The 20,474-nt window shown below is 70.4% G+C and carries 20 protein-coding genes; 10 read left to right on the forward strand and 10 right to left on the reverse strand.

Going from position 1 to position 20,474, the window contains the following annotated elements; genetic code table 11:
* Nucleotides 1-46: 46 nt before the first annotated feature.
* The 3 genes from ACWDR0_RS16715 to ACWDR0_RS16725 form a co-directional block, all read right to left on the reverse strand.
* Nucleotides 47-1,990, reverse strand: coding sequence for a protein-arginine deiminase domain-containing protein (locus ACWDR0_RS16715; RefSeq protein WP_456352418.1), 1,944 nt, complete (start codon nt 1,988-1,990; stop codon nt 47-49).
* A 341-nt stretch (nt 1,991-2,331) separates the two neighbouring features.
* On the reverse strand, nt 2,332-4,164 hold the full coding sequence (locus ACWDR0_RS16720) for a WD40 repeat domain-containing protein (RefSeq protein ID WP_456352419.1): 1,833 nt from the start codon (nt 4,162-4,164) through the stop codon (nt 2,332-2,334).
* Nucleotides 4,165-4,204: 40 nt separating this feature from the next.
* The gene (locus tag ACWDR0_RS16725) at nt 4,205-5,104 is read right to left on the reverse strand and encodes a DUF4232 domain-containing protein (RefSeq protein WP_456352420.1); all 900 of its coding nucleotides are present in this window, start codon (nt 5,102-5,104) and stop codon (nt 4,205-4,207) included.
* A gap of 140 nt (nt 5,105-5,244) precedes the next feature.
* Between ACWDR0_RS16725 and ACWDR0_RS16730 the strand changes: the two genes are divergently transcribed.
* Nucleotides 5,245-6,141: an NAD(P)-dependent oxidoreductase gene (locus tag ACWDR0_RS16730; RefSeq protein ID WP_456352421.1), complete on the forward strand. Its 897-nt coding sequence runs from the start codon at nt 5,245-5,247 to the stop codon at nt 6,139-6,141.
* 96 nt (nt 6,142-6,237) lie between these two features.
* On the forward strand, nt 6,238-6,648 hold the full coding sequence (locus ACWDR0_RS16735) for a hypothetical protein (RefSeq protein ID WP_456352438.1): 411 nt from the start codon (nt 6,238-6,240) through the stop codon (nt 6,646-6,648).
* 79 nt (nt 6,649-6,727) lie between these two features.
* On the opposite strand, the gene ACWDR0_RS16740 is transcribed toward ACWDR0_RS16735, so the two are convergent.
* From ACWDR0_RS16740 to ACWDR0_RS16755, 4 genes are all read right to left on the reverse strand, one after another.
* Nucleotides 6,728-6,916 carry a hypothetical protein gene (locus ACWDR0_RS16740; RefSeq protein ID WP_456352422.1) on the reverse strand — a complete coding sequence of 63 codons (189 nt, stop codon included), beginning with the start codon at nt 6,914-6,916 and terminating at the stop codon, nt 6,728-6,730.
* Complete coding sequence (locus tag ACWDR0_RS16745) at nt 6,894-8,900, reverse strand: alpha/beta fold hydrolase (protein WP_456352423.1); 2,007 nt, start codon at nt 8,898-8,900, stop codon at nt 6,894-6,896. Before ACWDR0_RS16745 ends, ACWDR0_RS16740 begins: the two co-directional genes overlap by 23 nt.
* 308 nt (nt 8,901-9,208) lie before the next feature.
* Entirely contained in the window at nt 9,209-9,427 is a 219-nt protein-coding gene (locus ACWDR0_RS16750; RefSeq protein ID WP_456352424.1) for a DUF397 domain-containing protein, read from the reverse strand.
* The gene (locus ACWDR0_RS16755) at nt 9,424-10,254 is read right to left on the reverse strand and encodes a helix-turn-helix domain-containing protein (RefSeq protein WP_456352425.1); all 831 of its coding nucleotides are present in this window, start codon (nt 10,252-10,254) and stop codon (nt 9,424-9,426) included. Before ACWDR0_RS16755 ends, ACWDR0_RS16750 begins: the two co-directional genes overlap by 4 nt.
* 589 nt (nt 10,255-10,843) lie before the next feature.
* Here ACWDR0_RS16755 and ACWDR0_RS16760 point away from each other — a divergent pair.
* The 4 genes from ACWDR0_RS16760 to ACWDR0_RS16775 all read left to right on the forward strand — a co-directional run bounded on the left by ACWDR0_RS16760 (nt 10,844) and on the right by ACWDR0_RS16775 (nt 12,212).
* Nucleotides 10,844-11,152, forward strand: coding sequence for a hypothetical protein (locus ACWDR0_RS16760; protein WP_456352426.1), 309 nt, complete (start codon nt 10,844-10,846; stop codon nt 11,150-11,152).
* Nucleotides 11,149-11,370: a hypothetical protein gene (locus ACWDR0_RS16765; protein WP_456352427.1), complete on the forward strand. Its 222-nt coding sequence runs from the start codon at nt 11,149-11,151 to the stop codon at nt 11,368-11,370. The genes ACWDR0_RS16760 and ACWDR0_RS16765 overlap by 4 nt, the downstream gene beginning before the upstream one ends.
* A 66-nt stretch (nt 11,371-11,436) precedes the next feature.
* Complete coding sequence (locus ACWDR0_RS16770) at nt 11,437-11,661, forward strand: DUF397 domain-containing protein (protein WP_456352428.1); 225 nt, start codon at nt 11,437-11,439, stop codon at nt 11,659-11,661.
* Between the two features lie 68 nt (nt 11,662-11,729).
* Nucleotides 11,730-12,212, forward strand: coding sequence for a hypothetical protein (locus tag ACWDR0_RS16775; protein ID WP_456352429.1), 483 nt, complete (start codon nt 11,730-11,732; stop codon nt 12,210-12,212).
* 43 nt (nt 12,213-12,255) lie between these two features.
* Here ACWDR0_RS16775 and ACWDR0_RS16780 read toward each other — a convergent pair whose 3' ends face one another.
* Nucleotides 12,256-12,894 carry a hypothetical protein gene (locus ACWDR0_RS16780; RefSeq protein WP_456352430.1) on the reverse strand — a complete coding sequence of 213 codons (639 nt, stop codon included), beginning with the start codon at nt 12,892-12,894 and terminating at the stop codon, nt 12,256-12,258.
* Nucleotides 12,895-13,174: 280 nt separating this feature from the next.
* Between ACWDR0_RS16780 and ACWDR0_RS16785 the strand changes: the two genes are divergently transcribed.
* The gene (locus tag ACWDR0_RS16785; protein ID WP_456352431.1) at nt 13,175-15,562 is read left to right on the forward strand and encodes an ATP-binding cassette domain-containing protein; all 2,388 of its coding nucleotides are present in this window, start codon (nt 13,175-13,177) and stop codon (nt 15,560-15,562) included.
* 173 nt (nt 15,563-15,735) lie between these two features.
* Here ACWDR0_RS16785 and ACWDR0_RS16790 read toward each other — a convergent pair whose 3' ends face one another.
* On the reverse strand, nt 15,736-16,326 hold the full coding sequence (locus tag ACWDR0_RS16790) for a TetR/AcrR family transcriptional regulator (protein ID WP_456352432.1): 591 nt from the start codon (nt 16,324-16,326) through the stop codon (nt 15,736-15,738).
* 70 nt (nt 16,327-16,396) lie between these two features.
* Here ACWDR0_RS16790 and ACWDR0_RS16795 point away from each other — a divergent pair, with 70 nt between their 5' ends.
* A complete protein-coding gene (locus ACWDR0_RS16795; RefSeq protein ID WP_456352433.1) occupies nt 16,397-16,996 on the forward strand; it encodes a dihydrofolate reductase family protein in 600 nt (199 codons plus the stop codon).
* A gap of 40 nt (nt 16,997-17,036) precedes the next feature.
* Here the strand turns inward: ACWDR0_RS16795 and ACWDR0_RS16800 are convergent, their stop codons facing one another.
* Complete coding sequence (locus ACWDR0_RS16800) at nt 17,037-17,879, reverse strand: TIGR03619 family F420-dependent LLM class oxidoreductase (protein WP_456352434.1); 843 nt, start codon at nt 17,877-17,879, stop codon at nt 17,037-17,039.
* A 246-nt stretch (nt 17,880-18,125) separates the two neighbouring features.
* On the opposite strand from ACWDR0_RS16800, the gene ACWDR0_RS16805 reads away from it, so the two are divergent.
* Nucleotides 18,126-18,605: a MarR family winged helix-turn-helix transcriptional regulator gene (locus tag ACWDR0_RS16805; RefSeq protein WP_456352435.1), complete on the forward strand. Its 480-nt coding sequence runs from the start codon at nt 18,126-18,128 to the stop codon at nt 18,603-18,605.
* A gap of 356 nt (nt 18,606-18,961) precedes the next feature.
* The coding region (locus ACWDR0_RS16810) for an MFS transporter (RefSeq protein ID WP_456352439.1) at nt 18,962-20,474 on the forward strand (1,513 nt) is incomplete at its 3' end.

Here is a 20,474-nt window from a genome sequence, read left to right on the forward strand (position 1 = left end):
GGACCCCGGGCAGGTCGCCCTGCCCGGGGCCGTCATACCGGCACCGTCAGCGGCGCCACCAGGACGGGGAGACCGCGCGCAGGGTGTTGGTGCCGCAGTGCACCTCGCCGCTGCCCAGGTGGTAGGGGAAGTAGTCGTCGATGTACGAGACCTTCATTCCGGCTCCGCTGTAGGCGGCGGAGACGGCCGTGGTGAAGATGTCCTTGCCGCCGATGACCGGGCCCCACTGCTTGGGCGCCAGATAGCGGTCGTTGCCGAGCAGCAGGCCGTTCACCGCGCCGGGGACGTAGGCGCTGGTCGGCTCGGGGCCCGCGGCGGGGGTCCGGGCGGAGTCGGCGGCGGCGCCGCGGGCTGCCGGAGGCAGTGCGGCGCTCCGCTGGTCGGGCTTGCCGATGCTGTCGGATCCTTCGGGGGCCGCGCCCAGCCGCGCGAGCCGGCCGGCGTCGCCGCCCCACTTGCTGGCCCGGCTGTACAGGGCCGGGATCCGGACGATCTCGGCGTCGGTGATACCCGTCTCGCGCTTGAGGAGTTCGACGTTCTGCGCGATCTTCCGGGCGGCGAGTTCGTTGTCCTCGCGGTGCCACTGGGAGGCGAGCACCTGGTCGATGGTGTCCTTCGGCGAGGGGTAGACGCTGCGCTCGGGCCGGGAGAACATCCGGGTGCCGCCGTGGCCCGCCTGCTGGGCGTCCTTCAGCAGCTTCATCCCGAGGTTCGGGTCGGCCACGGCCATCCGCCAGCCGCGCGGGGTGTTCGCGGGCAGGAACTGGACGAACTCGTCGACATGGCCGACATGCAGCCAGCCGGTGTCCAGCAGCAGCGGGTTCTGCATGCCCTGGGAGGCGAGCATCGTCAGCATCGACTTGGCGGGCTTGGCGCCCTCCACCGGGTTGCGGCCCATGATGATCCGGCCGGCCGGGTAGGACTTGCCGTTGTGGGCGTGCGGCGGGACGGTCTCCAGGTTGCCCATGGAGTTCAGCGTCGCCTCGTAGGGGTTGGTCAGGCTGCCGCCGGGCAACTGCACCCCGCCCACGCCGGGGCCGCGCAGATGCGTGAAGACCTGGCGGCCCGCGGTCCGCCACGACTGCGCGGAGCGGATCATGACGCGTATCGCCTGGGGCCGTCCGCCGGGCCCGGTCATGCTGGTGTAGCCGGGCTCGAAGAAGTCCTGGGTCCAGATGTCGTCGTCGCCGTCGAGGATCTTCAGCGCGGGCAGCTTGGCCGCCTTGTTGTGCGCCGCGAGATCCGAGACGAAGCGCTGCTGGGCCTTGGAGTCGGCGTCCTTCCCCTTGACCCGGGTCACCAGGACCCGCTGGGCCTTCTGCGCATGGTGGTGCGTGAGCAGCGGGGCGACCCGGAGGGTGACGTCGTCGGTGGAGGTCTTCCCGCCGGAGGTGACGCTCAGCCGGACGACGGCCCGGCCGTCCCAGACGGCCTTGTCCCGGATGATGTCGAGGCCCTCGATGCCCAGCTCCACCCCGGAGCGCAGCTCGGCCGCGGTCAGCTTGGTGGCGGAGGTGACGAGGGACCACTTTCCGGCCCGCTTGATGTGCAGCCGGGTGTACTTGGCCCCGTAGCCCACCTTGACGGTGCCGGTGGCCTTCTTGTCGACGTTCTTCTGGGGCACGGTACGCAGCCGGGCGAGGTCGTCCGCGTCGGCGGCCCCGTTGATCACCTTGTCGGCGGCGTCGTTGCAGGCGGCCAGCTGGGCGTCGGTGAGGCGTTTGCCCTTGGGGCCGGTGGCCGGGCAGCGCTTGCTGTCGTCGTCGATATTGGGCAGGAAGACCGCGCCGCGGCCGGTGGACCAGGAGTCCTCGCCCGCGGTGTCGGTGGTACCGGTGGTGTCCACGGTTCCGTTGCGGTCGACGTCGGCCCGCAGATCGGCGACCGGCGGAGCGGCGGCGTGTACGGGCGAGGCCAGGGTCCCTGTGGTCAGCAGGGCGGTGGCCGCGGAGACGACCAGCGCGGCGCGTCTGGCGGTGGGGATGCGCACGGGGGGTGTTTCCCTTCGTGGTACTGCATGGTCGCCGGGAAAGACGGGACACCTGCGCTCAAGCGTTGCCTCTGGGGTAAACGGGGCTGAAATCATGCGCCCCGCTGTCCGGTTTACCGCGCCATCGCCGGATATTCCCCTACCGGGGAGGGGTGTTGATGACGGGTGGGTGCCGGTCGATGTCGTGCGGGGAGGTCACCGGACGGCAGGCAGTCCGTCCTGGCACGGAGCGCGATCCGGCTGCTGCCCGACGGCGGGGGCACACCGACCGGAGGGTCTTCCCGGCTCCCCGGCCCCGGAGGCTGTCGTCAACCCGCGCAGGAGCGGATGGTCCGCCTCCGTCAGCAGCGGGACAGTACGGCGAGGTCGTTGCCGAAGCCGACCAGGAGCCGTCCCTCCGGGGACACGGCCACCGCACCGACGGTCTGCGGGAAGACGAGTTCGTCGGCGACAGCAGCCCTCTCGCCGGTGAGCTCCCACACCCGTACTCGCCGCAGGGAGGCGACCACCGCGACCGGGTGGCCGCCGACCCTGCCGGTGGCGAACGCCGTCACCCGTCCGGCCGGACGGAACACGGTGTCCTCGATCTCCTCCCCGGTCTCCAGGTCCCGGAACCGGATGGCGGGATCGGTGTCGGGGAGGAAGGTCACGGCGCAGGCACGACCGTTGACCGTCACCGACGGGACGAACAGATCGTCACCGGTCGGCGGTTCGATGAGCTCCGCCGCGCGGTCATCGTCGGTGACTTCCCGGCCCGCGGCCAGGTCCCACACGCGTTCGTACTCGTCGTAGCCGCTGTCGTGTCCGGTCACGGCATAGGGGCGGCCGTCGACCAGCGCCGTCCGCACCTGCGTCACACCGTCGTACTCGTCGGTCTCGGCGGACAGCGGCGGGCCGACGGGCCGGCCGGTGGCGAGGTCCCATATCCGCAGGGTCTCGTCTTGGCTGCCGGTGACGGCGACCGGCCGGCCGTCGAGGACTGCCGCCGTCACCGCGGACACGGCCGCGTCGTGCCCCGGGGCCCTGTTGCCGACCGGTGCCGAACGGGACAGTTCCCACACCCGGCCGTCGTCGGTGACGGCAAGGCAGCGGTCGCCGACCGTGGCCGTCTCCACCTTCTCCGCCTCGGCGGGCAGCCGGTCGATCTGCCGGAGCGGGTCGACGCTCCATACGCTGACGGTGTCGAGTGGCGTCCCCACATACGGGTTGCAGCCACGGGCGAGAACATGGGGCCGCCCGTCGATCGTCGCGGCCGCCATCAGCCGCAGTTCACGGTCCTCGCCCCGGCCCGCGCCGATCCGTTCGCAGGTCGCAAGGTTCCACACCTCGACCGTGCCGTGAAAGCCGCCGGTCACCGCATGAGGCCGTCCGCCGATCGCCACGACGGTCCATGACAGCAGATCGTCGCCCTCGGATTCGAGCTCACCCACCAGTTCCCGGGTGGCCAGGTCCCACACCGCCACCCTCTTCTCATCACCGGCGAGGACATAGGACCTGCCATCGCTCGTGACGGCATCCAGGTAGTAGTACATCGCCGGGCCGCCGTTGCCACCGGCAGGCAGCACACCGAGCGGTTCGCCGGTGGAAGGCTCAAAGATCCGGGGAAGGCCGTCCGGCCCGTCGCAACTGATCTTTTCCTTCCGGCCGTCGACCACCACAGTCGTCTCCTGGCCGCGTACGGAACCGGCGAAAAGACCACGGGCGACTTCGGCACCGGTCGCCGGATCCCGCAGCAGCACGGCATCGTCGGTGCGGGTGACCGTGGCGGGCCGCCCGTCGACGGCCACCACCGGCGGCAGCCGGCTGCCGTCGGAGCCGTCGAGGAAGCCGAGGAACCCGGGGTGGACCCCCGACCCGGTGGCCCAGTCCACCCGCCACCTCACAGCCGGTACGTCCGGCAGACCAACGGCGGCGATGCGGTCGGACAGGCCCCGGTCCCCGTAGCGGGCCGCGTCCACCGCCAGAATCTGCCGCCGGTCAGCGGCGCCGGCGTCACGATGGGCGTGCGCCGAGGCCCGGTACACCGCGGCCGCCAGCCGCCCCGCAGGCGCTGACGCGAGGCCGAGCAGCGCCATCACCCGCTCCGGGTCCGCCGTCACCAGAAATCCCGGATCCGCCAACAGCTCGTCCGCCGGGACCGGTTCGCCGCCTCGCCCACCAAGGTCATCAGACATGACCGGCACTGTATCCGCGCCCGCCGGACCGTACGGCCGGTCAGCGGCGCTCCTTTGCCCAGGCGTCCACGCCCAGCTTCCCCGTGGTCCCGAGGTCCAGCTCCGGGATCAGCATCACGGGGCTCGCGCCCGGCTTCGGGACCAGCCGTACATAGGGCCCGTTCACGGCCTCGCCGGAGGCCTCGTGCGTGTTCCGCCACATCAGGCTGCTCCGGGCGGCCTCGCCCGGGGCCAGGCTGATCCGGCGCGGGCTCACGGTGCCGAGACCGGTCGAGATCTCCCCGCCGCCGCGCAGCACCCGGACGCCGGTGAGCGGGCGGTGCTGCTCGTCCAGGGGCGTCACACCGGGGTAGCCGTCGAGGACGTACGGCCGGGTGCCGCAGTTCTCCAGCCGTACGCCGACGGCCCGCAGCCCCATCGCGGCGTCCCCCGCGTCCACCGTGACCCGTACCCCGGACCGGGGGCAGGCCCCCGCCGGTGAGCCGGCCTCGGCCACCGGGACGCTCCGCACCTTGAGGATCCGCACCCCTGCGGTACCGGCGGAGTCCGGACCATGGGCGGGGGTGGCGGTGAAGCTGCTCCGGACGGTCGCGCCGCCCGGTACGGAGGCCACCGCCACCGGGGCGCTCTCGTACGCCTGCCCGGCCGCGTCCGTCACCGAGAACGTGACGGTGTAGGCGTACGGCTCCTTCTTGGGGCTGGTCACCTCGAAGGTCACGGACGCCACCCCGGACGTACAGCCGGGGGTGCTCGCCCCGAGGCCCGTGGTGCCGGTGATCCGGACCCCGTCCACCGCCTCGCCGAGCGGCGGCCCGGCCTCCCGGCACTTCTCCGTCTCCTCCGCCGCTCCGGCCGGTGCGGTGTCACTGCCGCAGGCAGTCAGCAGAAGGGAGCCCGCGAACAGGGCGGCGGCCAGGGGCAGTGGGGTACGGGGAGGCATCGGGCCACCTCAGCAGGGTCCGGCGGGCCGCGCTATGACCCCCGCCACATCACCGGCAGTACACCGGCAGCGGACCGGCAGCCGACCGACAGCGGTCCCCGCCAACCTGATCTCACCAACCCCCGGAAAGGACCCCCACCATGAACGCCACCGCCACCACCCCCGCCGCTTCCACCTCCGTCTCCGTCATCGGGCTCGGCAACCTCGGGCAGGCCCTGGCCGGGGCGTTCCTCGCCGCGGGCCACCCGACGACGGTCTGGAACCGCAGTGCCGCCAAGGCCGACGCGCTCGTCGCCCGGGGCGCGGTCCGGGCGGCCACCGCGGCCGAGGCCGTCGCCGCGAGCGACCTGGTCGTCGTCGCCGTACTCGACCAGGAGACGGCCCGGACCGTACTGGAGTCCGCGTCGGCCGCGCTCCCCGGCCGGACCGTGGTGAACCTGACCACCTCGACCCCCGAACCGGCGCGGGCCCTCGCCGAGTGGGCGACCGCCCGGGGCGCCGACTACCTGATGGGCGCGGTGTACGCCGTACCGCAGACCATCGGCACCGACGACTCGTTCATCCTCTACAGCGGCTCGCCCGACGCCCACGAGCGCTTCCGCGCACCGCTCGGCCTGCTGGGCGGCGACACCTTCGTCGGCAGCGACCCGGGGCTCGCGGCGGTCCACGACGTGGCGATCCTCAGCGGGATGTACGGCCTGTTCTCGGGCTTCTTCCAGGCCGTGGCCCTCGGCCGCTCCGAAGGCATCAAGGCGGTGGACCTCACCGGCCATCTGAACCGCTGGATCCAGGGAGTCCTGGCGGTACTGCCGGAGTTCGCCGCGGAAATCGACACGGAGTCGTACGAGACGGAGGCATCCAGCCTGGACATGAACGCCTCGGGACTCCGCAACATCCTGGCGGCGACGGAGGCGCAGGGCCTGAGCACGGAGCTGCTCTCCCCGCTCCAGCGCCTCCTGGAAGACCAGGTCTCCCGCGGCCACGCCCGCCACAGCCTGTCGCGGGCGGTGGAGTCCCTGGAATCCCGGGGGCGGTGATCAGGGCGTTCTTCATAGGATCGGGTCATGACATCCGACGCGCGTGTGACCCGGGCCCTGTTCCGCAGCCTCAAGCCGATATCCAAGCCCCGGCCGCTGTCGGAACTGCCCGGACGCATCTGGACCGACGAGCAGTGGGAACGCATCCAGCAGGGCTACGCGGCGCAGGACATGGACGAGAAGTGGCATGTCTTCGCGGAGGACGACACCGTCTTCCTGCACCGCAGCTGGACCGGCTACGGCGTCTTCGAGGCCACCTTCGCCCCGGCGGAAGGCGGCGGACGGCGGATCTCCGGTGCGGTCGTGGAACGGGACGCGGAGTTCTACGCCAGTACGGACGACGCCTACGACTGCGTGATGCTGGAGCTGGTGCTCAGCTCCATCGTGCTGGGCGAACGGTCGCCGGAACTCGGCGCGCGACTCGTCGAACTGGCCCACCGGAAGTCCCCCGAGGCCCCCGCCGGGCTTCTCCTGCACAGCCAACTCGGCCAACGCACGGACTCCTGACCACCGCTTCACTCCCAGAGCCCCGCCCGGCACATGACGTGCACAACCGGGCGGGGCTCCCCGAGGTTTCGGAGCGGGCTCAGGGCTTGGGCAGGGTGCAGCCCTCGCGCCTGAGGTCGACGGTGTTGCCGGACCCGATGCATCCGGCAATCGCCGCGGTCTGAGCGGCGTATCCGCGTCCCTGGTGGACGACGGTGCCTCCCGAATCCACCTCGCACGGATTGTCCAGCTCGCACGACTTGCCGTCACGGTTGCTGGTGCTGTTCACCGACGAGCTCCCCGGTCCCGGCATCGACGACCGGCGAGCCGGAGCTGCCGGGCTTGGTGTCGCATTCCTTCGCGTACCGGATCGCGTCGGCCGAGGTGTAGTCCCCCTCCTTCAGCGTCGGGATCACGGCCTCGGCCCGGCACGACCAGACGCTGTCCAGATAGCTGGACGCCACCTTGATGTTCTGCCCGGCCACCGGGCCGGACGTGGCCAGCGGGAACGCCTCGACCTTGTACTTCTGCCGGATTTCCGCGTACGTGGAGTCCAGCTCGGCCAGCAGGACATCGGTTCCGGTCATGGTCGCGTAGACGGTCTTCCCCGTGACCGGGCCGAGTTCGCGGCCGGCCGGGCTCAGCACCGAACCGCCGATCGGAGCACCCGCGCCGCTGATCACTTCGCCCGGATTCGGCCTGCGCTCGGGGTGGCAGTGCCCGTTCGTGAGCAGCAGCGCCTTGTCCTCGTCACGGGCAGTGCGGGGACGGACCAGTGAAGCGGAGCAGTTGTCGAGCTTGACCGTCCCGGCCAGGTTTCCGGCAGGCCCCGGAGGCCCGGCCTCCTCGACCGGGGATCCGGGACAACTGCCCTTGGCCGCAGTGCCGTTCCGGAAGAAGTCGACTATCTTGGATCCGCAGGCGGTTTCTTTGAGCTTCAAGCTGGAGTGCCCGGCGTCCATGACGGTCAGCAGGGATCCGCCGACCTTCTTCTGCATCATCTTCGCCCACGGATAGGGCGTGGGGTCTTCAAACTTGTGACCGGACAGTTGCAACTGGCTCTTACCGGGCTTCAGATCCCACGGCTTGCCCACCGGCCAGGCGGCACACTCGGATATCCAGGATTCGTTCGCATGCCTGGCAAACGGATACTTCCGCTCCCGCTCTTTCCTGAGCCTGATGAGATCGGAGTATGTCCGCCCCTCCGCACTCGCATTGCATATGAACGCTTCGTTGGTAAAACCGTAGTTGCTTCCCCTCTCCCCCCAGCCGAGGGACTTCTGGTTCACCTGCTTCGGCTTGGACCTCCCCTGCGGACCGTCGTCCCGGAGTTCGGCGAGCTTGGCGGCGGACCGCTTCCACACTTCCGGAAGGGCTTCCAGGTTGACACTGAGAAGGGGGATGAAGTTTTCGCGCCCGACCTTCGACATCAGCGCTTTCAGCGCGGACTCGACCTTCCGGGGAGAGTCTCCGAAGCGGTACGTTGCGTGCCTTTCGGACAGCCACTCGAAGAATCGGCGGTAGGCGGCGTAATATTGCGCCTCTTGCGCCTTGATCGCCTCGTTCACGCCGGTCGGATACATGACCGAGTCCACCCACATGCGATTGACGCGCTTGTCGAACATCGATCGGTAGACAGCGCCCAGTACGGTTCCACCGGAATTTCCGTAGAAGTTTATCTTCTGGAAACCCAGCACTTCCCGGACTCTGTCCATATCCCGGGCGGCATTCTCCATGGTGATGGAGAGTGCCAGCGGCCGATCCTTGGCGATACACGCCCGACGCTCGTCGGCATATCGCTCGAATCGCCCCTTTTCGGTTTCCCCGGGCGGGGGCTCGGTCATTTCACAGGACATCTGGGTGCTGTAGCCCGTCCCCCGGGTATCGATGCCAATGAAGTCGAGTTCTTCGTTCATCGGCCCGAGGTGGGTCTCAAGGAGTTCATAGGGAACCGGAGTTCCGTACAGACCGGGCCCTCCGGGATTGGTGAACATGGCGCCGGTGCGCTTCCCGGTGGCCTTGACCCTGCTCACGGCAATTTTTATCTGCCGGCCTTGCGGATCGGCGTAGTCCAGCGGAACCGAAACAAAGGCGCACTCGCTCCGGCTGTCGGCAGGATGGAGCCAGTCCGCTGTCACATCCCGGCAGAGTTCCCACTTCAAGCCGTCCGGCGCCCTGGACGGCGCCGCACCGGCGGGCGCGGCCACCGGAGTAATAAGCGAGGCGGCCACGCCGATACCGGCTGCGAGTGTTGCGAGGGTTGAATACCGCACGACAATCTGTACCTCTCCGTCAAGGAGTGCCTGGCAGCGGCAGACGGTCCTCCCGTGCCGCTGCTGCGCAAGGCTGGCGGGCGGAGGTAGCAGTCGCATGTCGGTGACGTATCGGGCGGCACGCGGTCAGCCTGCCGCCGCGCAAGACGGAACGGACCGTCAACCGACGCGCCCCGCACGCGCGCCGGCCACTTCGCAGCCCTCGGCCCCGCCGAGCCAATGCTCAGCGGGGCCGAGTAGCGCCACCCCCACTTCAACCGACAGCGTCGGTCATGCGCTGGGCGGGGCTCTGCCGGACTTGCTGCATGTCACCGCATACCGACGGCCCGGGCCAGTGCCACCAGACCCGCGAAGGCGTCGGCGGACACCATCAGCACGGGCCCGTGCGGCTGCTTGCTGTCCCGGACCGGGACTATGCCGGTCGCGGCTGCGTGTTCAGGTGCCCACTCGATGCACTCGCCCCCGTTGGGGGCGCTGTAGCTGGATTTGACCCAGCCCATCGTGTGAAGGCCGACAAGGTCATTCATGGCGCGTATTCCTCCAAGATCTTGCGAATGCGCATCAGGGATTCGCCAAGGCCAAGAGCGTCTGCTCGCAGCCGATCGTAGGTCTCAACCGCGTTACCCGTCGCCAGGGGAGCATCTTGAGGCCGTCCCCAGATGGGCCCGTCCGCGTGAAGAACGGTGGGCCGATCAGCGCTGGTCAGCAGCGTGAACGGGATATCAGCCGCCGGTACCGTACTGAAGGGAAGGAGCTGGATGTTGACATTAGGGCGCGCGGCATCATCCAGGAGACGGGAGATCTGGCGTGCCATCACGCCTCTGTCGCCCACCACAACACGAAGGCAAGCTTCTTGAAGCACCACCCATAGGACGGGAGGCGCGGGATCCTCTCGGTCGAGGATGTCGCGCCGAGCGATTCGCTCCGCGAGTTTGATCTCGATTTCCGTCGGGGTCAGCCGTAGCGCAGCACTCTCATACAGTGCCCGCGCATACTCGGGCGTCTGAAGCAGGCCCATGACGTACAGAGTGCTGTAGTTGAGAATCCGTGTGGCCTTGCGCTCGTGCTGGAGGTACGGCAGGAACCAGCTCGGATGGTCACCTTCGACGGCAGCCTGACGCTGCCTGGCCATCATCGTCCCGGTGCCGAAGGCCCGGTCGCATCCCTCTGCGAACCGCTCGCTCGGGACCACCTTCGCGTTCTCGACCTTGGACACGTAGGCCACGGAGTACCCGACGGCGTTACCCAAGCCCTTGAGGGTCATCCTTCGGGCTCTGCGCATCTCCCGCACATCCACACCGAAGGTTTCAAGCGGATTCAAACTCTTCGGGGAGTCATCCTCGTCCAACGCCATGACCTCCTCACACTGCGCTCCGTAGCCGTCGAACACCCTGGCGAAACTTGAATCAGACCGTTCAACTAGCTCAACCCTAAGGCCATTTGTGGTCCTCTGGGCACCCAGAGAGATACCGGAACAAGGAGGCGGCCGATGATCAACAACACACCATCGGCGGAGACGGCGACCTGCGCGTCCGAGGCGGTGTTCAGGTGGCCACCGTGCGAGTGCGGCAGGCCTGAGTGCCCCGAGTCGATGGTGAGGGCCGAGGGTCCCCCAACGGCCGTTCGCCCGGCATCGCAGAAGAATCTGCCTTCGGAAGACCGCCGTTGAACGGCCGACCCACATGCGGCACCTGCACAAAGCTCCTCGCGAAGCTGGCACGTGCCGAACTGCGCGGCAACAGGTCCCGCGTCATCGACTACCGCGTGCTTCTCCGACGCCATCCGCAGCACGACAACGTGCCCGTCACAGCGACGGAGTCGGAGAAGGTAACGGACTCCTGAGCCTTCCGGGCGCTGCGCCGTAGCAACGACAACGCCCCGACAGACCGTCGCAACCGGTCCATCGGGGCTCCGCCGATCAGCTTCAGAGGAGCTGAACCGACATGCAAAACCTTATCGTCCAGGCGTTCTCATGGGCGCTGCACCTGTTACTTCCGGCCCGGGGCCGACACCGCGCCGCCGCCCCTTCCGAACCAGCCCCCGCCCCCTACACCTCAGCTTCGCCGTGGTCCCGCCCGTGGACCGGACCGAGTTCGGAAACCGCGCGCACCATCTTCACCACGGACGAAGTCCAGGGACTCACCCACGAACAGCGCGAACGGTTCTACGCGACCGCATGGGCCGAACTCGGCTGGGACTACCCGTACCTCGCCGAGGGCGTCCACCAGGTTCTCGCGGAGGTCCGCACATGACCCGCGAGGCCCTGCTCAACAGCGCACCGGAGCCGTTCACCGCACCATGTGCCCACTGCGGACGCACCACCGCCGCACCGATCACCGTGGGAGTCACCGAACGCGCCAGCGGACCCCCCTTGGTCCAGTACGCGTGCCCCGAGGACGCCACCCGCTACGGCGCGGGGCCGAGCCCGGATGACGAACTGCCTGACGCCGAACACCGCACCCGTTTTTAGGACTTCCGCCCACTGTGGGCGGAGGACGGCCCTCAGCGGGCCGTCGGACGATCAAGAAGGACGACGATGACCGACCTGTACGCACTCGACATCGGCACACCCCTCTTCGCCAAAGCCTGCGGCGGCAACACGCACCCCGACGGCGAAGCCTGCGTGACCCTCGCCAGGATCGGGCCGGACTCCTGGGCCCTCGGTGACAGCAAGCGGCCGGACGCCGAGCCGTTGCGGTTCAGCACGGCGGAGCTGGACGCGGCGGGCATCGACCCCGCGCGGTTCGACCTCTCCGCCTGACCGTCCCGACGGCCCCGCCCGCACGCCGAACGGGCGGGGCCGTCGCCCGTACCCGGAACGGAGCGGCAGTGCACCACCACGGCTACGTATGGACCGGCGAGAAGAAGGCGTTCGACGACGAAGCACTGCGGCGGCCTCCGCATCCAGATCCGCCCCCTCCCCCGGCCGGAGCGGATCCGGCGGCCCAGCGGTTGGCGGACCGGTACCGGGAGGTGGTCGCGGAGTTCAAGGTGACGGGGCTTCCGCCTCTGCAGACCGCGCACTGGCTGCTGAAGCCGCCCGGAACGGTCCGGGGCACCTGGGAGGAGCCCGAGGAAGCGGGGGAATGGCTCGGGCGTCAGCTGGCCGAGGCCGCTTCCCGGTTCGCCTCGGAAACGGAACGGGACGCGACCCGGCTGGCCCTCCTGGTGACCGCGGCAGTGGAGCGGCTGGCCCGGGGCGGGGACGTATCTCTGGGGCACTATCTGACCGGCACGCTCTTCCACTCCGTCGCCCTGGTGACCTGCTCCCCCAACCGCGCCGACCCCGGCCTTCCCTGCCCTCTCGCGTAGCAGCGCAGCCACCGGGCGCACCCTCGGGGCCGGAACGGACCGGTCAGCCCCGGGCGGCGGCCGGGTCGAACAGGACGGCGGAGTCCCCGGTGGAGCCTTCGGGGGCTCCGTAGCCCGTCAGGGCCAGGAAGTCGGCCTCGACAGGTGCCAGTTCCGCGTTCAGCTCGTCCAGGGGGTAGTCGGCCACGAAACGGGACCGGGCTGCGGTGACGAGGAGGACCGCGAGGGGCTTGTCGCCGGGCATCGGGAGGCCGGGGTCGATATCGCCGCCCCAGTACATGACCGGCGCCTCGGTGCCGGGGGGCGTGAAACGGCCCGCGCCGGCCAGCATCAGCAGCTGGGTCCGGGTACTGGTCTCCTCGCCGTGGTAGTCGTACAGATAGACCTCCAGGGCTCCGTCACGGTGGCGCAGCAGGTCGCCGCCGTCCGCGGCGCGGGGGGCGAGCAGTTGCCCGGGGGTCTTGGCCAGGTCGGCGCGGATCCCGGCCACCGCCTGCGGGTAGCGGGCGGCGATCCCGGTCAGGTCCCAGTCCGGGGCGGTGCCGTCCGCGGCCCACCCCGTGTACATCGCGGACGGGTTTTCGATGATGTCGAGGCCCGGCAGGGGCGTCCGCAGCCACTCCTCGAAGCCTTCGCGCGACATCGGTATCCGTGCCGCCAGCATGAACGAGCGAGCACCCATCGATTGCCTCCTCGGGGGAACGTGCCTCGCACGATAGCCCCGCCGGGCCGGTGGGAGACTCCGGGTCCGATCCCGGGACGAGGTCCCTGCGGGCGGCGAACCCGTCAGGATTCGAGAAGCCCCCGCCCGGGTCGGCCGCCTAGCGTGGGGAGCGCACCACCCGCCCCGCCGCACTGATCAAAAAGTCGCTGTTTGAACGATTTGATACGGGTTGCGATACTGGGACGCCGATCCGGCGGGCCCGGCCCGGCCCCGGCACTCGGACCCGTAGGAGAAGACGATGACCAAGGCAGCCAGGTCACGGCGGCCCGCCGCCCCGCACGCCGCCGACAGCCATGAGCTGATCCGGGTGCACGGCGCCCGTGAGAACAACCTCAAGGACGTCAGCATCGAGATCCCCAAGCGCCGCCTGACGGTGTTCACGGGTGTCTCGGGCTCCGGCAAGAGCTCGCTGGTCTTCGACACGATCGCCGCCGAGTCGCAGCGGCTGATCAACGAGACGTACAGCAGCTTCGTCCAGGGCTTCATGCCCACGATGGCCCGGCCCGAGGTCGACGTCCTGGACGGGCTGACCACCGCGATCATCGTGGACCAGCAGCGGATGGGGGCCGACCCCCGGTCGACGGTCGGTACCGCCACCGACGCCAACGCGATGCTGCGGATCCTCTTCAGCCGGCTGGGCAAGCCGCATATCGGCCCGCCGAGCGCCTACGCCTTCAATGTGCCGTCGGTCCGGGCCAGCGGCGCGATCACCGTCGAGCGCGGCAACCAGAAGACGGTGAAGGCGACCTTCAACCGCACCGGCGGCATGTGTCCGAACTGCGAGGGCCGTGGCAAGGTCTCGGACATCGACCTGAGCCAGCTCTACGACGACTCCAAGTCGATCGCGGAGGGCGCGTTCACCATCCCGGGCTGGAAGTCGGACAGCTTCTGGACCGTACGGCTCTACGCGGAGTCCGGCTTCCTCGACCCGGACAAGCCGATCCGCCGGTTCACCAAGCGGGAGATGCAGGACTTCCTTTACCGGGAGCCCACCAAGGTCAAGGTCGAGGGTGTGAACCTGACCTACGAGGGCCTGATCCCCAAGATCCAGAAGTCGTTCCTGTCGAAGGACAAGGAGGCGATGCAGCCGCATATCCGCGAGTTCGTGGAGCGGGCGGTCACCTTCACGACCTGCCCCGAATGCGACGGCACCCGCCTCAGCGAGGGCGCCAGGTCTTCCAAAATCAAGCGGATCAGCATCGCCGACGCCTGCGCGATGCAGATCAGCGATCTGGCCGAGTGGGTGCGGGGGCTGAAGGAGCCCTCGGTGGCACCGCTGCTGACCGCGCTCGGGCGGACGCTGGACTCCTTTGTGGAGATCGGGCTCGGCTATCTCTCGCTGGACCGCCCGGCGGGCACCCTGTCCGGCGGCGAGGCGCAGCGCGTGAAGATGATCCGCCACCTCGGTTCGTCGCTGACCGATGTGACGTACGTCTTCGACGAGCCGTCGGCGGGGCTGCACCCGCACGATGTGCAGCGGATGAACGACCTGCTGCTGCGGCTGCGCGACAAGGGCAACACGGTGCTCGTGGTGGAGCACAAGCCGGAGCTGATCGCGATCGCGGACCATGTGGTCGACCTGGGCCCCGGCGCGGGCACGGCGGGCGGCACGGTCTGTTACGAGGGTTCCCTGGAGGGGCTGCGGGCGGCCGGGACGGTCACCGGGCGGCATCTCGACGACCGGGCGAAGGTGAAGGAGTCCGTACGGAAGCCGACGGGCGCGCTGAAGATCCGCGGCGCCACGGCGAACAACCTGCGGAAGGTGAACGTCGATCTTCCGCTGGGTGTGCTCACGGTCGTCACAGGGGTCGCCGGGTCCGGGAAGAGTTCCCTGGTCCACGGGTCGATTCCGGCGGACGCGGGGGTGGTGTCGGTGGACCAGAGCCCGATCCGCGGCTCCCGGCGGAGCAACCCGGCGACGTACACGGGTCTGCTCGAACCGATCCGTAAGGCATTCGCCAAGGCCAACGGTGTGAAGCCGGCCCTGTTCAGCGCCAACTCCGAGGGCGCCTGCCCGACCTGCAACGGCGTGGGCGTCATCTATACGGACCTGGCGGTGATGGCCGGGGTCGCGACGCCCTGCGAGGACTGCGAGGGGCGGCGTTTCCAGGCCGCGGTGCTGGAGTACCGGCTCGGCGGCCGGGACATCAGCGAGGTCCTGGCCATGCCGGTGGCGGAGGCCCTGGAGTTCTTCGGCGACGGCGAGGCTCAGCTTCCGGCGGCGCACCGGATCCTCGGCCGGCTCGCCGATGTCGGTCTCGGCTATCTCACCCTCGGCCAGCCGCTGACGACCCTCTCCGGCGGTGAGCGGCAGCGGCTGAAGCTGGCGACGCATATGGGGGACAAGGGCGGGGTGTACGTCCTGGACGAGCCGACGACCGGTCTCCACCTCGCCGATGTGGAGCAGTTGCTCGGGCTGCTGGACCAGTTGGTCGACGCGGGCAAGTCGGTGATCGTCGTGGAGCACCACCAGGCGGTGATGGCGCACGCGGACTGGCTGGTGGACCTGGGGCCGGGCGCGGGCCACGACGGCGGCAAGGTCGTCTTCGAGGGCACTCCGGCGGAGCTGGTCGCGGCACGTTCGACACTGACGGGCGAGCATCTCGCGGAGTACGTCGGCGCGTAGCGGCCGTCCGGCCCGGCGGAGTGCGACGGGGGTGCGGTCCGCCGGGCCGTGAGGGCGGGTAGGGGGCGGTACGGAGGACCTCGGTGTCCTCCGTACCGCCCGTACCACTGCTCGCCCACCGCCCGGAGCGCCGCCCCGCACCGGCCCGAGCCCGCGCCCGCAGCGCCCCCGTTCTAGCCCGCGGCAGCGCCCGCGCCCACGATCCGCTCCACCGCCGCCGTCACCAGCGCGTCCCGCTCCTCCGGCGAGTAGAGGTCCGGCAGGGTGAGCTGCTCGACGATCAGCCAGTTGAGGGTCAGCATCAGCAGCCGGACGGCCGTGGCGTCCCCGGGCAGGCCGGACTGCTCGTGGTACGCGACATTGGCGTCGGCGTCGGCCCTGACCCGTGCCGTGAGGACCTTCCGCAGTTCGGGACGGCGGGTGGCCTCCAGCCGCAGCTCCAGCAGGGCGAGGTAGCCGGTGCGGAAGGACGCCACGCGGTCCACCAGCTCCCGCATCAGCTGCACATACGTCTCGCGGTCGCGCCCGGCCGTGTCCGTCCTGGCGACGGTGGCCTCGTCGGGCTGGTAGCGCTCGTAGACCCGGGCCCCGGCCTGGGTGAGCAGATCGTCGCGGTTGGCGAAGTAGTTGGAGGCGGTCCCGTTGGGGACCCCGGCCTCGCCGTCGACCGCGCGGAATGTCAGCCCCCGCGCCCCTTCGCGGGCCAGTACCTCGATCGCGGCGTCGACGAGGGCGGCCCGCCGCTCGTCGTTCCTTCTCACCATTGACACCACTCCATGTGTAGTACTACGTTCTAACCACTTCAAACAGAGTACTACGAAAGGCCCATTCGGCATGCGAAAGCTCGTGTACTACGTAGGCGTGACCCTCGACGGCCGGATCGCCGGGCCCGGCGGCGAGTACGAATTCTTCCCGCAGGGCGACGAGCAGCGGCGGGTCGAGTACTCCGCCGCGATGTCCGCCGCGTACCCGGAGACGGTTCCGACCGCATTCCGGGAGGCGTCCGGCGTCGCCGGTCTGCCCAACCGCCACTTCGACACCGTCGTGATGGGGCTCGGCACCTACCGGCCGGGCCTGGACGCGGGGATGCCCAGCCCGTACGCCCATCTGCGGCAGTACGTGGTCTCCAGCACCCTCGACCCGGCGACCGCCGGCCCGGAGGTCACGGTCGTCCCCGGCGATCCGCTCGGCCTGGTCCGGCGGCTCAAGCGGGAGGAGGGCGGGGACGGGCTCGGCATCTGGCTCTGCGGCGGCGGCAAGCTGGCGGGGGCCGTGCTGCCCGAAATCGACGAGCTGGTGCTCAAGAGCTATCCGGTGATCGCGGGGGCGGGGATCCCGCTGGTCGGCGGCGGCTTCGACCCGGTGCTCTTCGACCCGGTACAGCGGACCCTGTTCGAGAACGGGGTCTGCGTCACCCGCTTCGTACGCCGCTGAGCCGGGGCGGGCCGTCCCGGCTCAGCGGCGCCCGGCCCGGTCAGTCCAGATACCGCCCGAATTCGTCCAGCGCCCGCAGCATCCCCGGCTCCTCCTCCGCGGGCATCAGCAGCACAGCCTCCTCGATACCCAGCTCCTCGAAGACCGCGAGCCGCTCGGGCGTCGGGTCGACCGCGTACGGCACGACCTGGAGCGCGGCCGGGTCACGGCCGGCCTCCTCCCAGGCGGTACGGAGGCGGGGCAGGGTCTCGCGCAGGTCGGCGCCCTTGATGGGAAGCCAGCCGTCCCCGTACTCCACGATGTGGGAGAAGAGCTTGGGCCCGGCCGCGCCGCCGACCATGGTGCGCGGGGCGCCGCCGCGCACCGGCTTCGGATGGGCGACGGAGGCCCGGACCGAGCCGAAGACGCCCTTGTACTCGGTGGGCTCGTCCGCCCACAGCGCCCGCATCAGGCGCATCCGGTCCAGGACGAGATCGCGACGGCTGGACCATTCGACGCCGTGGTCGGCGGCCTCCTCGCGGTTCCAGCCGAAACCGACGCCGAGGGTGAACCGGCCCCCGGAGAGATGGTCCAGGCTGGCCGCCTGTTTGGCGACGACGATGGGGTCGTGCTGGGCGAGCAGCAGTACCCCGATGCCGAGATGGAGCCGGGTGGTCACGGCAGAGGCCTGGGCCAGCGCCACGAAGGGGTCGATCAGCCTGCCGTACCAGCGGGCGACTTCGCCCCGCTCGTCGGCGTAGGGGAAGGGGGTGGCGCGTTCGACGGGGATATGTGTGTGCTCGGGCAGATAGAGCCCGTGGAAGCCGCGCTCCTCCAATTCCTTCGCCAGTCTCACCGGAGTGATCGTTTCATCGGTCAGGGCGGCGGTCACCGCGATGCGCATCCGGGCTCCTTCGTGGTCGACGATCGGCTGCTTTCGGACGCCGCGGCGGGCCGTACCGTGCGCCGTTCCCCGTTCCCGCCCGCCACGACGGCACCACTGAGTTACGGCAACACCGTTGCCGTAGGACTTCCTTCCCCTCACGGCCCGGGCCGAACGGACCTCGCCGACCGACCAACTGCCCGCCCGCCCGATTAATGGTTCGGTTGCGGATAATCCCGAAGCCACCGGAATCGCTACCCTGGCCGTATGACTTCCCTGGCGCCCCGGCGGACCGAACCCGACCTGTCCTACCTTCTCGACCACACCAGCCATGTGCTGCGCACCCGGATGGCCGCGGCCCTCGCGGAGATCGGGCTCACCGCCCGGATGCACTGCGTCCTGGTCCACGCCCTGGAGGAGGAGCGGACCCAGGCCCGGCTCGCGGAGCTGGGAGATATGGACAAGACCACGATGGTGGTCACCGTCGACGCCCTGGAACGGGCGGGTCTCGCGGAGCGGCGGCCGTCGGCGACGGACCGGCGCGCGCGGATCATCGCGGTGACGGAGGAGGGGGCGCGGCTCGCCGAGCGGAGCCGGCGAATCGTGGACGAGGTGCACCGCTCCACCCTGGCGAGCCTCTCCGGCGGCGATGGCGCCGCCCTGCTGGCCGCGCTGAAGGAGCTGGCGGCGGGGCATCTCGCCACGCCCGCCGAGGACACATCCGCACGCCGGGCCCGGCAGCACTGAGCGGACCTCCGCTCCACGACGCCGGGCCCGGCGGCACCGAGCGGGCCTTCGCCCCACCCCCACAACAGAAACCATCCGAGATAGATAGTCTGCAACAAAACTATCTGCTACGGTCTCTCATGTCGCCAGCACGCCGCCCCTGGACAGGGAGACCGACCATGACGCTGACCTCGGCCGAGCCCGCACCCACTTCCGCTTCCGCAGTCCCCGCAACGGACTCAGCCCACGAGTTGTCCGCCGCGAAGACCGGTCGGAACGGGCGCCCGGACGGCACCCCGCCCGACGGGCCGCCGCCGCTCGGGAGCCCCGGCCGGTCGCGCTGGGCGGCCCTCGCCGTCGTCGCCGTCGGCACCCTGATGCTGATCCTCGACGGCAGCATCGTCACCGTCGCGATGCCCGCCCTCCAGAGCGACCTCGGCTTCACCCCCGCCGGACTGAGCTGGGTGGTCAACGCCTATCTGATCCCCTTCGGCGCGCTGCTGCTCCTGGCCGGCCGGCTCGGCGATCTGATCGGCCGGAAGACGATGTTCCTGGCGGGTACCGCGGTCTTCACCGCCGCCTCGGTGCTCGCCGGGGTCGCCGCCTCGCCCGGCGTCCTGATCGCCGCCCGCTTCCTCCAGGGCGTCGGCAGCGCGATGGCGTCCGCCGTCGGCCTCGGCATTCTGGTCACGCTGTTCCCGGAGCCGCGCGAGCGCGCCAGGGCGATCGCCGTCTTCGCCTTCACCGGCGCCGCGGGCGCCTCCATCGGACAGGTGCTCGGCGGAATCCTCACCGATGCCCTCGACTGGCGGTGGATCTTCACCATCAATCTGCCGATCGGGCTCGCGGTCCTCGCCTTCGCCGTACCCCTGCTGCCGCGGGACCGCGGTCTCGGCCTGCGGGCCGGTGCCGATATCGCCGGTGCGGCGCTGGTCACCCTCGGGCTCACCCTCGGCATCTACACCGTCGTCAAGGCCGAGCACTACGGCTGGACCGCGGCGCACACCCTCGGCCTCGGGGCCGTCGCGCTCGCCCTGCTCGCCGCCTTCGCGGTCCGGCAGGCCCGGGCCGCCCAGCCGCTGATCGCCCCGCGGATCCTGCGCTCCCGGGCCCTGGTCGGCGCCAACGCGGTCCAGATGCTAATGGTCGCGGCGCTCTTCTCCTTCCAGTTCCTGGTCGCCCTCTACCTCCAGAAGGTGCTCGGTTACGGAGCCCTGGAGACCGGTCTCGCGATGCTGCCCGCCGCCGTGGTCATCGGGGGCACCGCGCTGGGGCTGTCCGCCCGGCTGATCGGCCGCTTCGGCGAGCGGGCGGTACTGCTGACCGGCCTGGCCCTGCTGGTCGGGGTGCTGGGGCTGCTGACCCGGGTCCCGGCGGGCGGCGCGAACTACGCGGTCGACCTGCTGCCCGTGATGCTGCTGGCGGCCGGGTTCGGGCTGGCCCTCCCGGCGCTGACGTCCCTGGGGATGAGCGGGGTCACCGACGAGGACGCGGGCCTGGCATCCGGCCTCTTCAACACCACCCAGCAGTTGGGCGGCGCAATCGGTGTCGCGGTGCTGAGCACCCTGGCGGCCGCCCGCACCGAGACCGGACTGGACCGCGGCGACTCCACCGCCCAGGCGCTGACCAGCGGCTACCAGCTCGCTTTCACGGTCGGTACGGGGCTGCTGCTGGCCGCCGCCGCGGCGACCCTGCTCCTGCTGCGGGGCCGGGGCACCGGGCGGGGCGCCCCCGGCACGTCCGGCACGTCCGGCACGTCCGGAGCCCCCGGCACATCCGGGACGTCGAGCGGCGTCCAGGTCGGAGAGGGCCCCGAGGACCTGGGACTGGGTGGGGCGCGCACCGGGATCGCCGGGGGCGTACGCGGCGTCGACCAGGCGCTCCCACTCC

This window comes from Streptomyces sp. NPDC003691 (genome assembly GCF_053981115.1).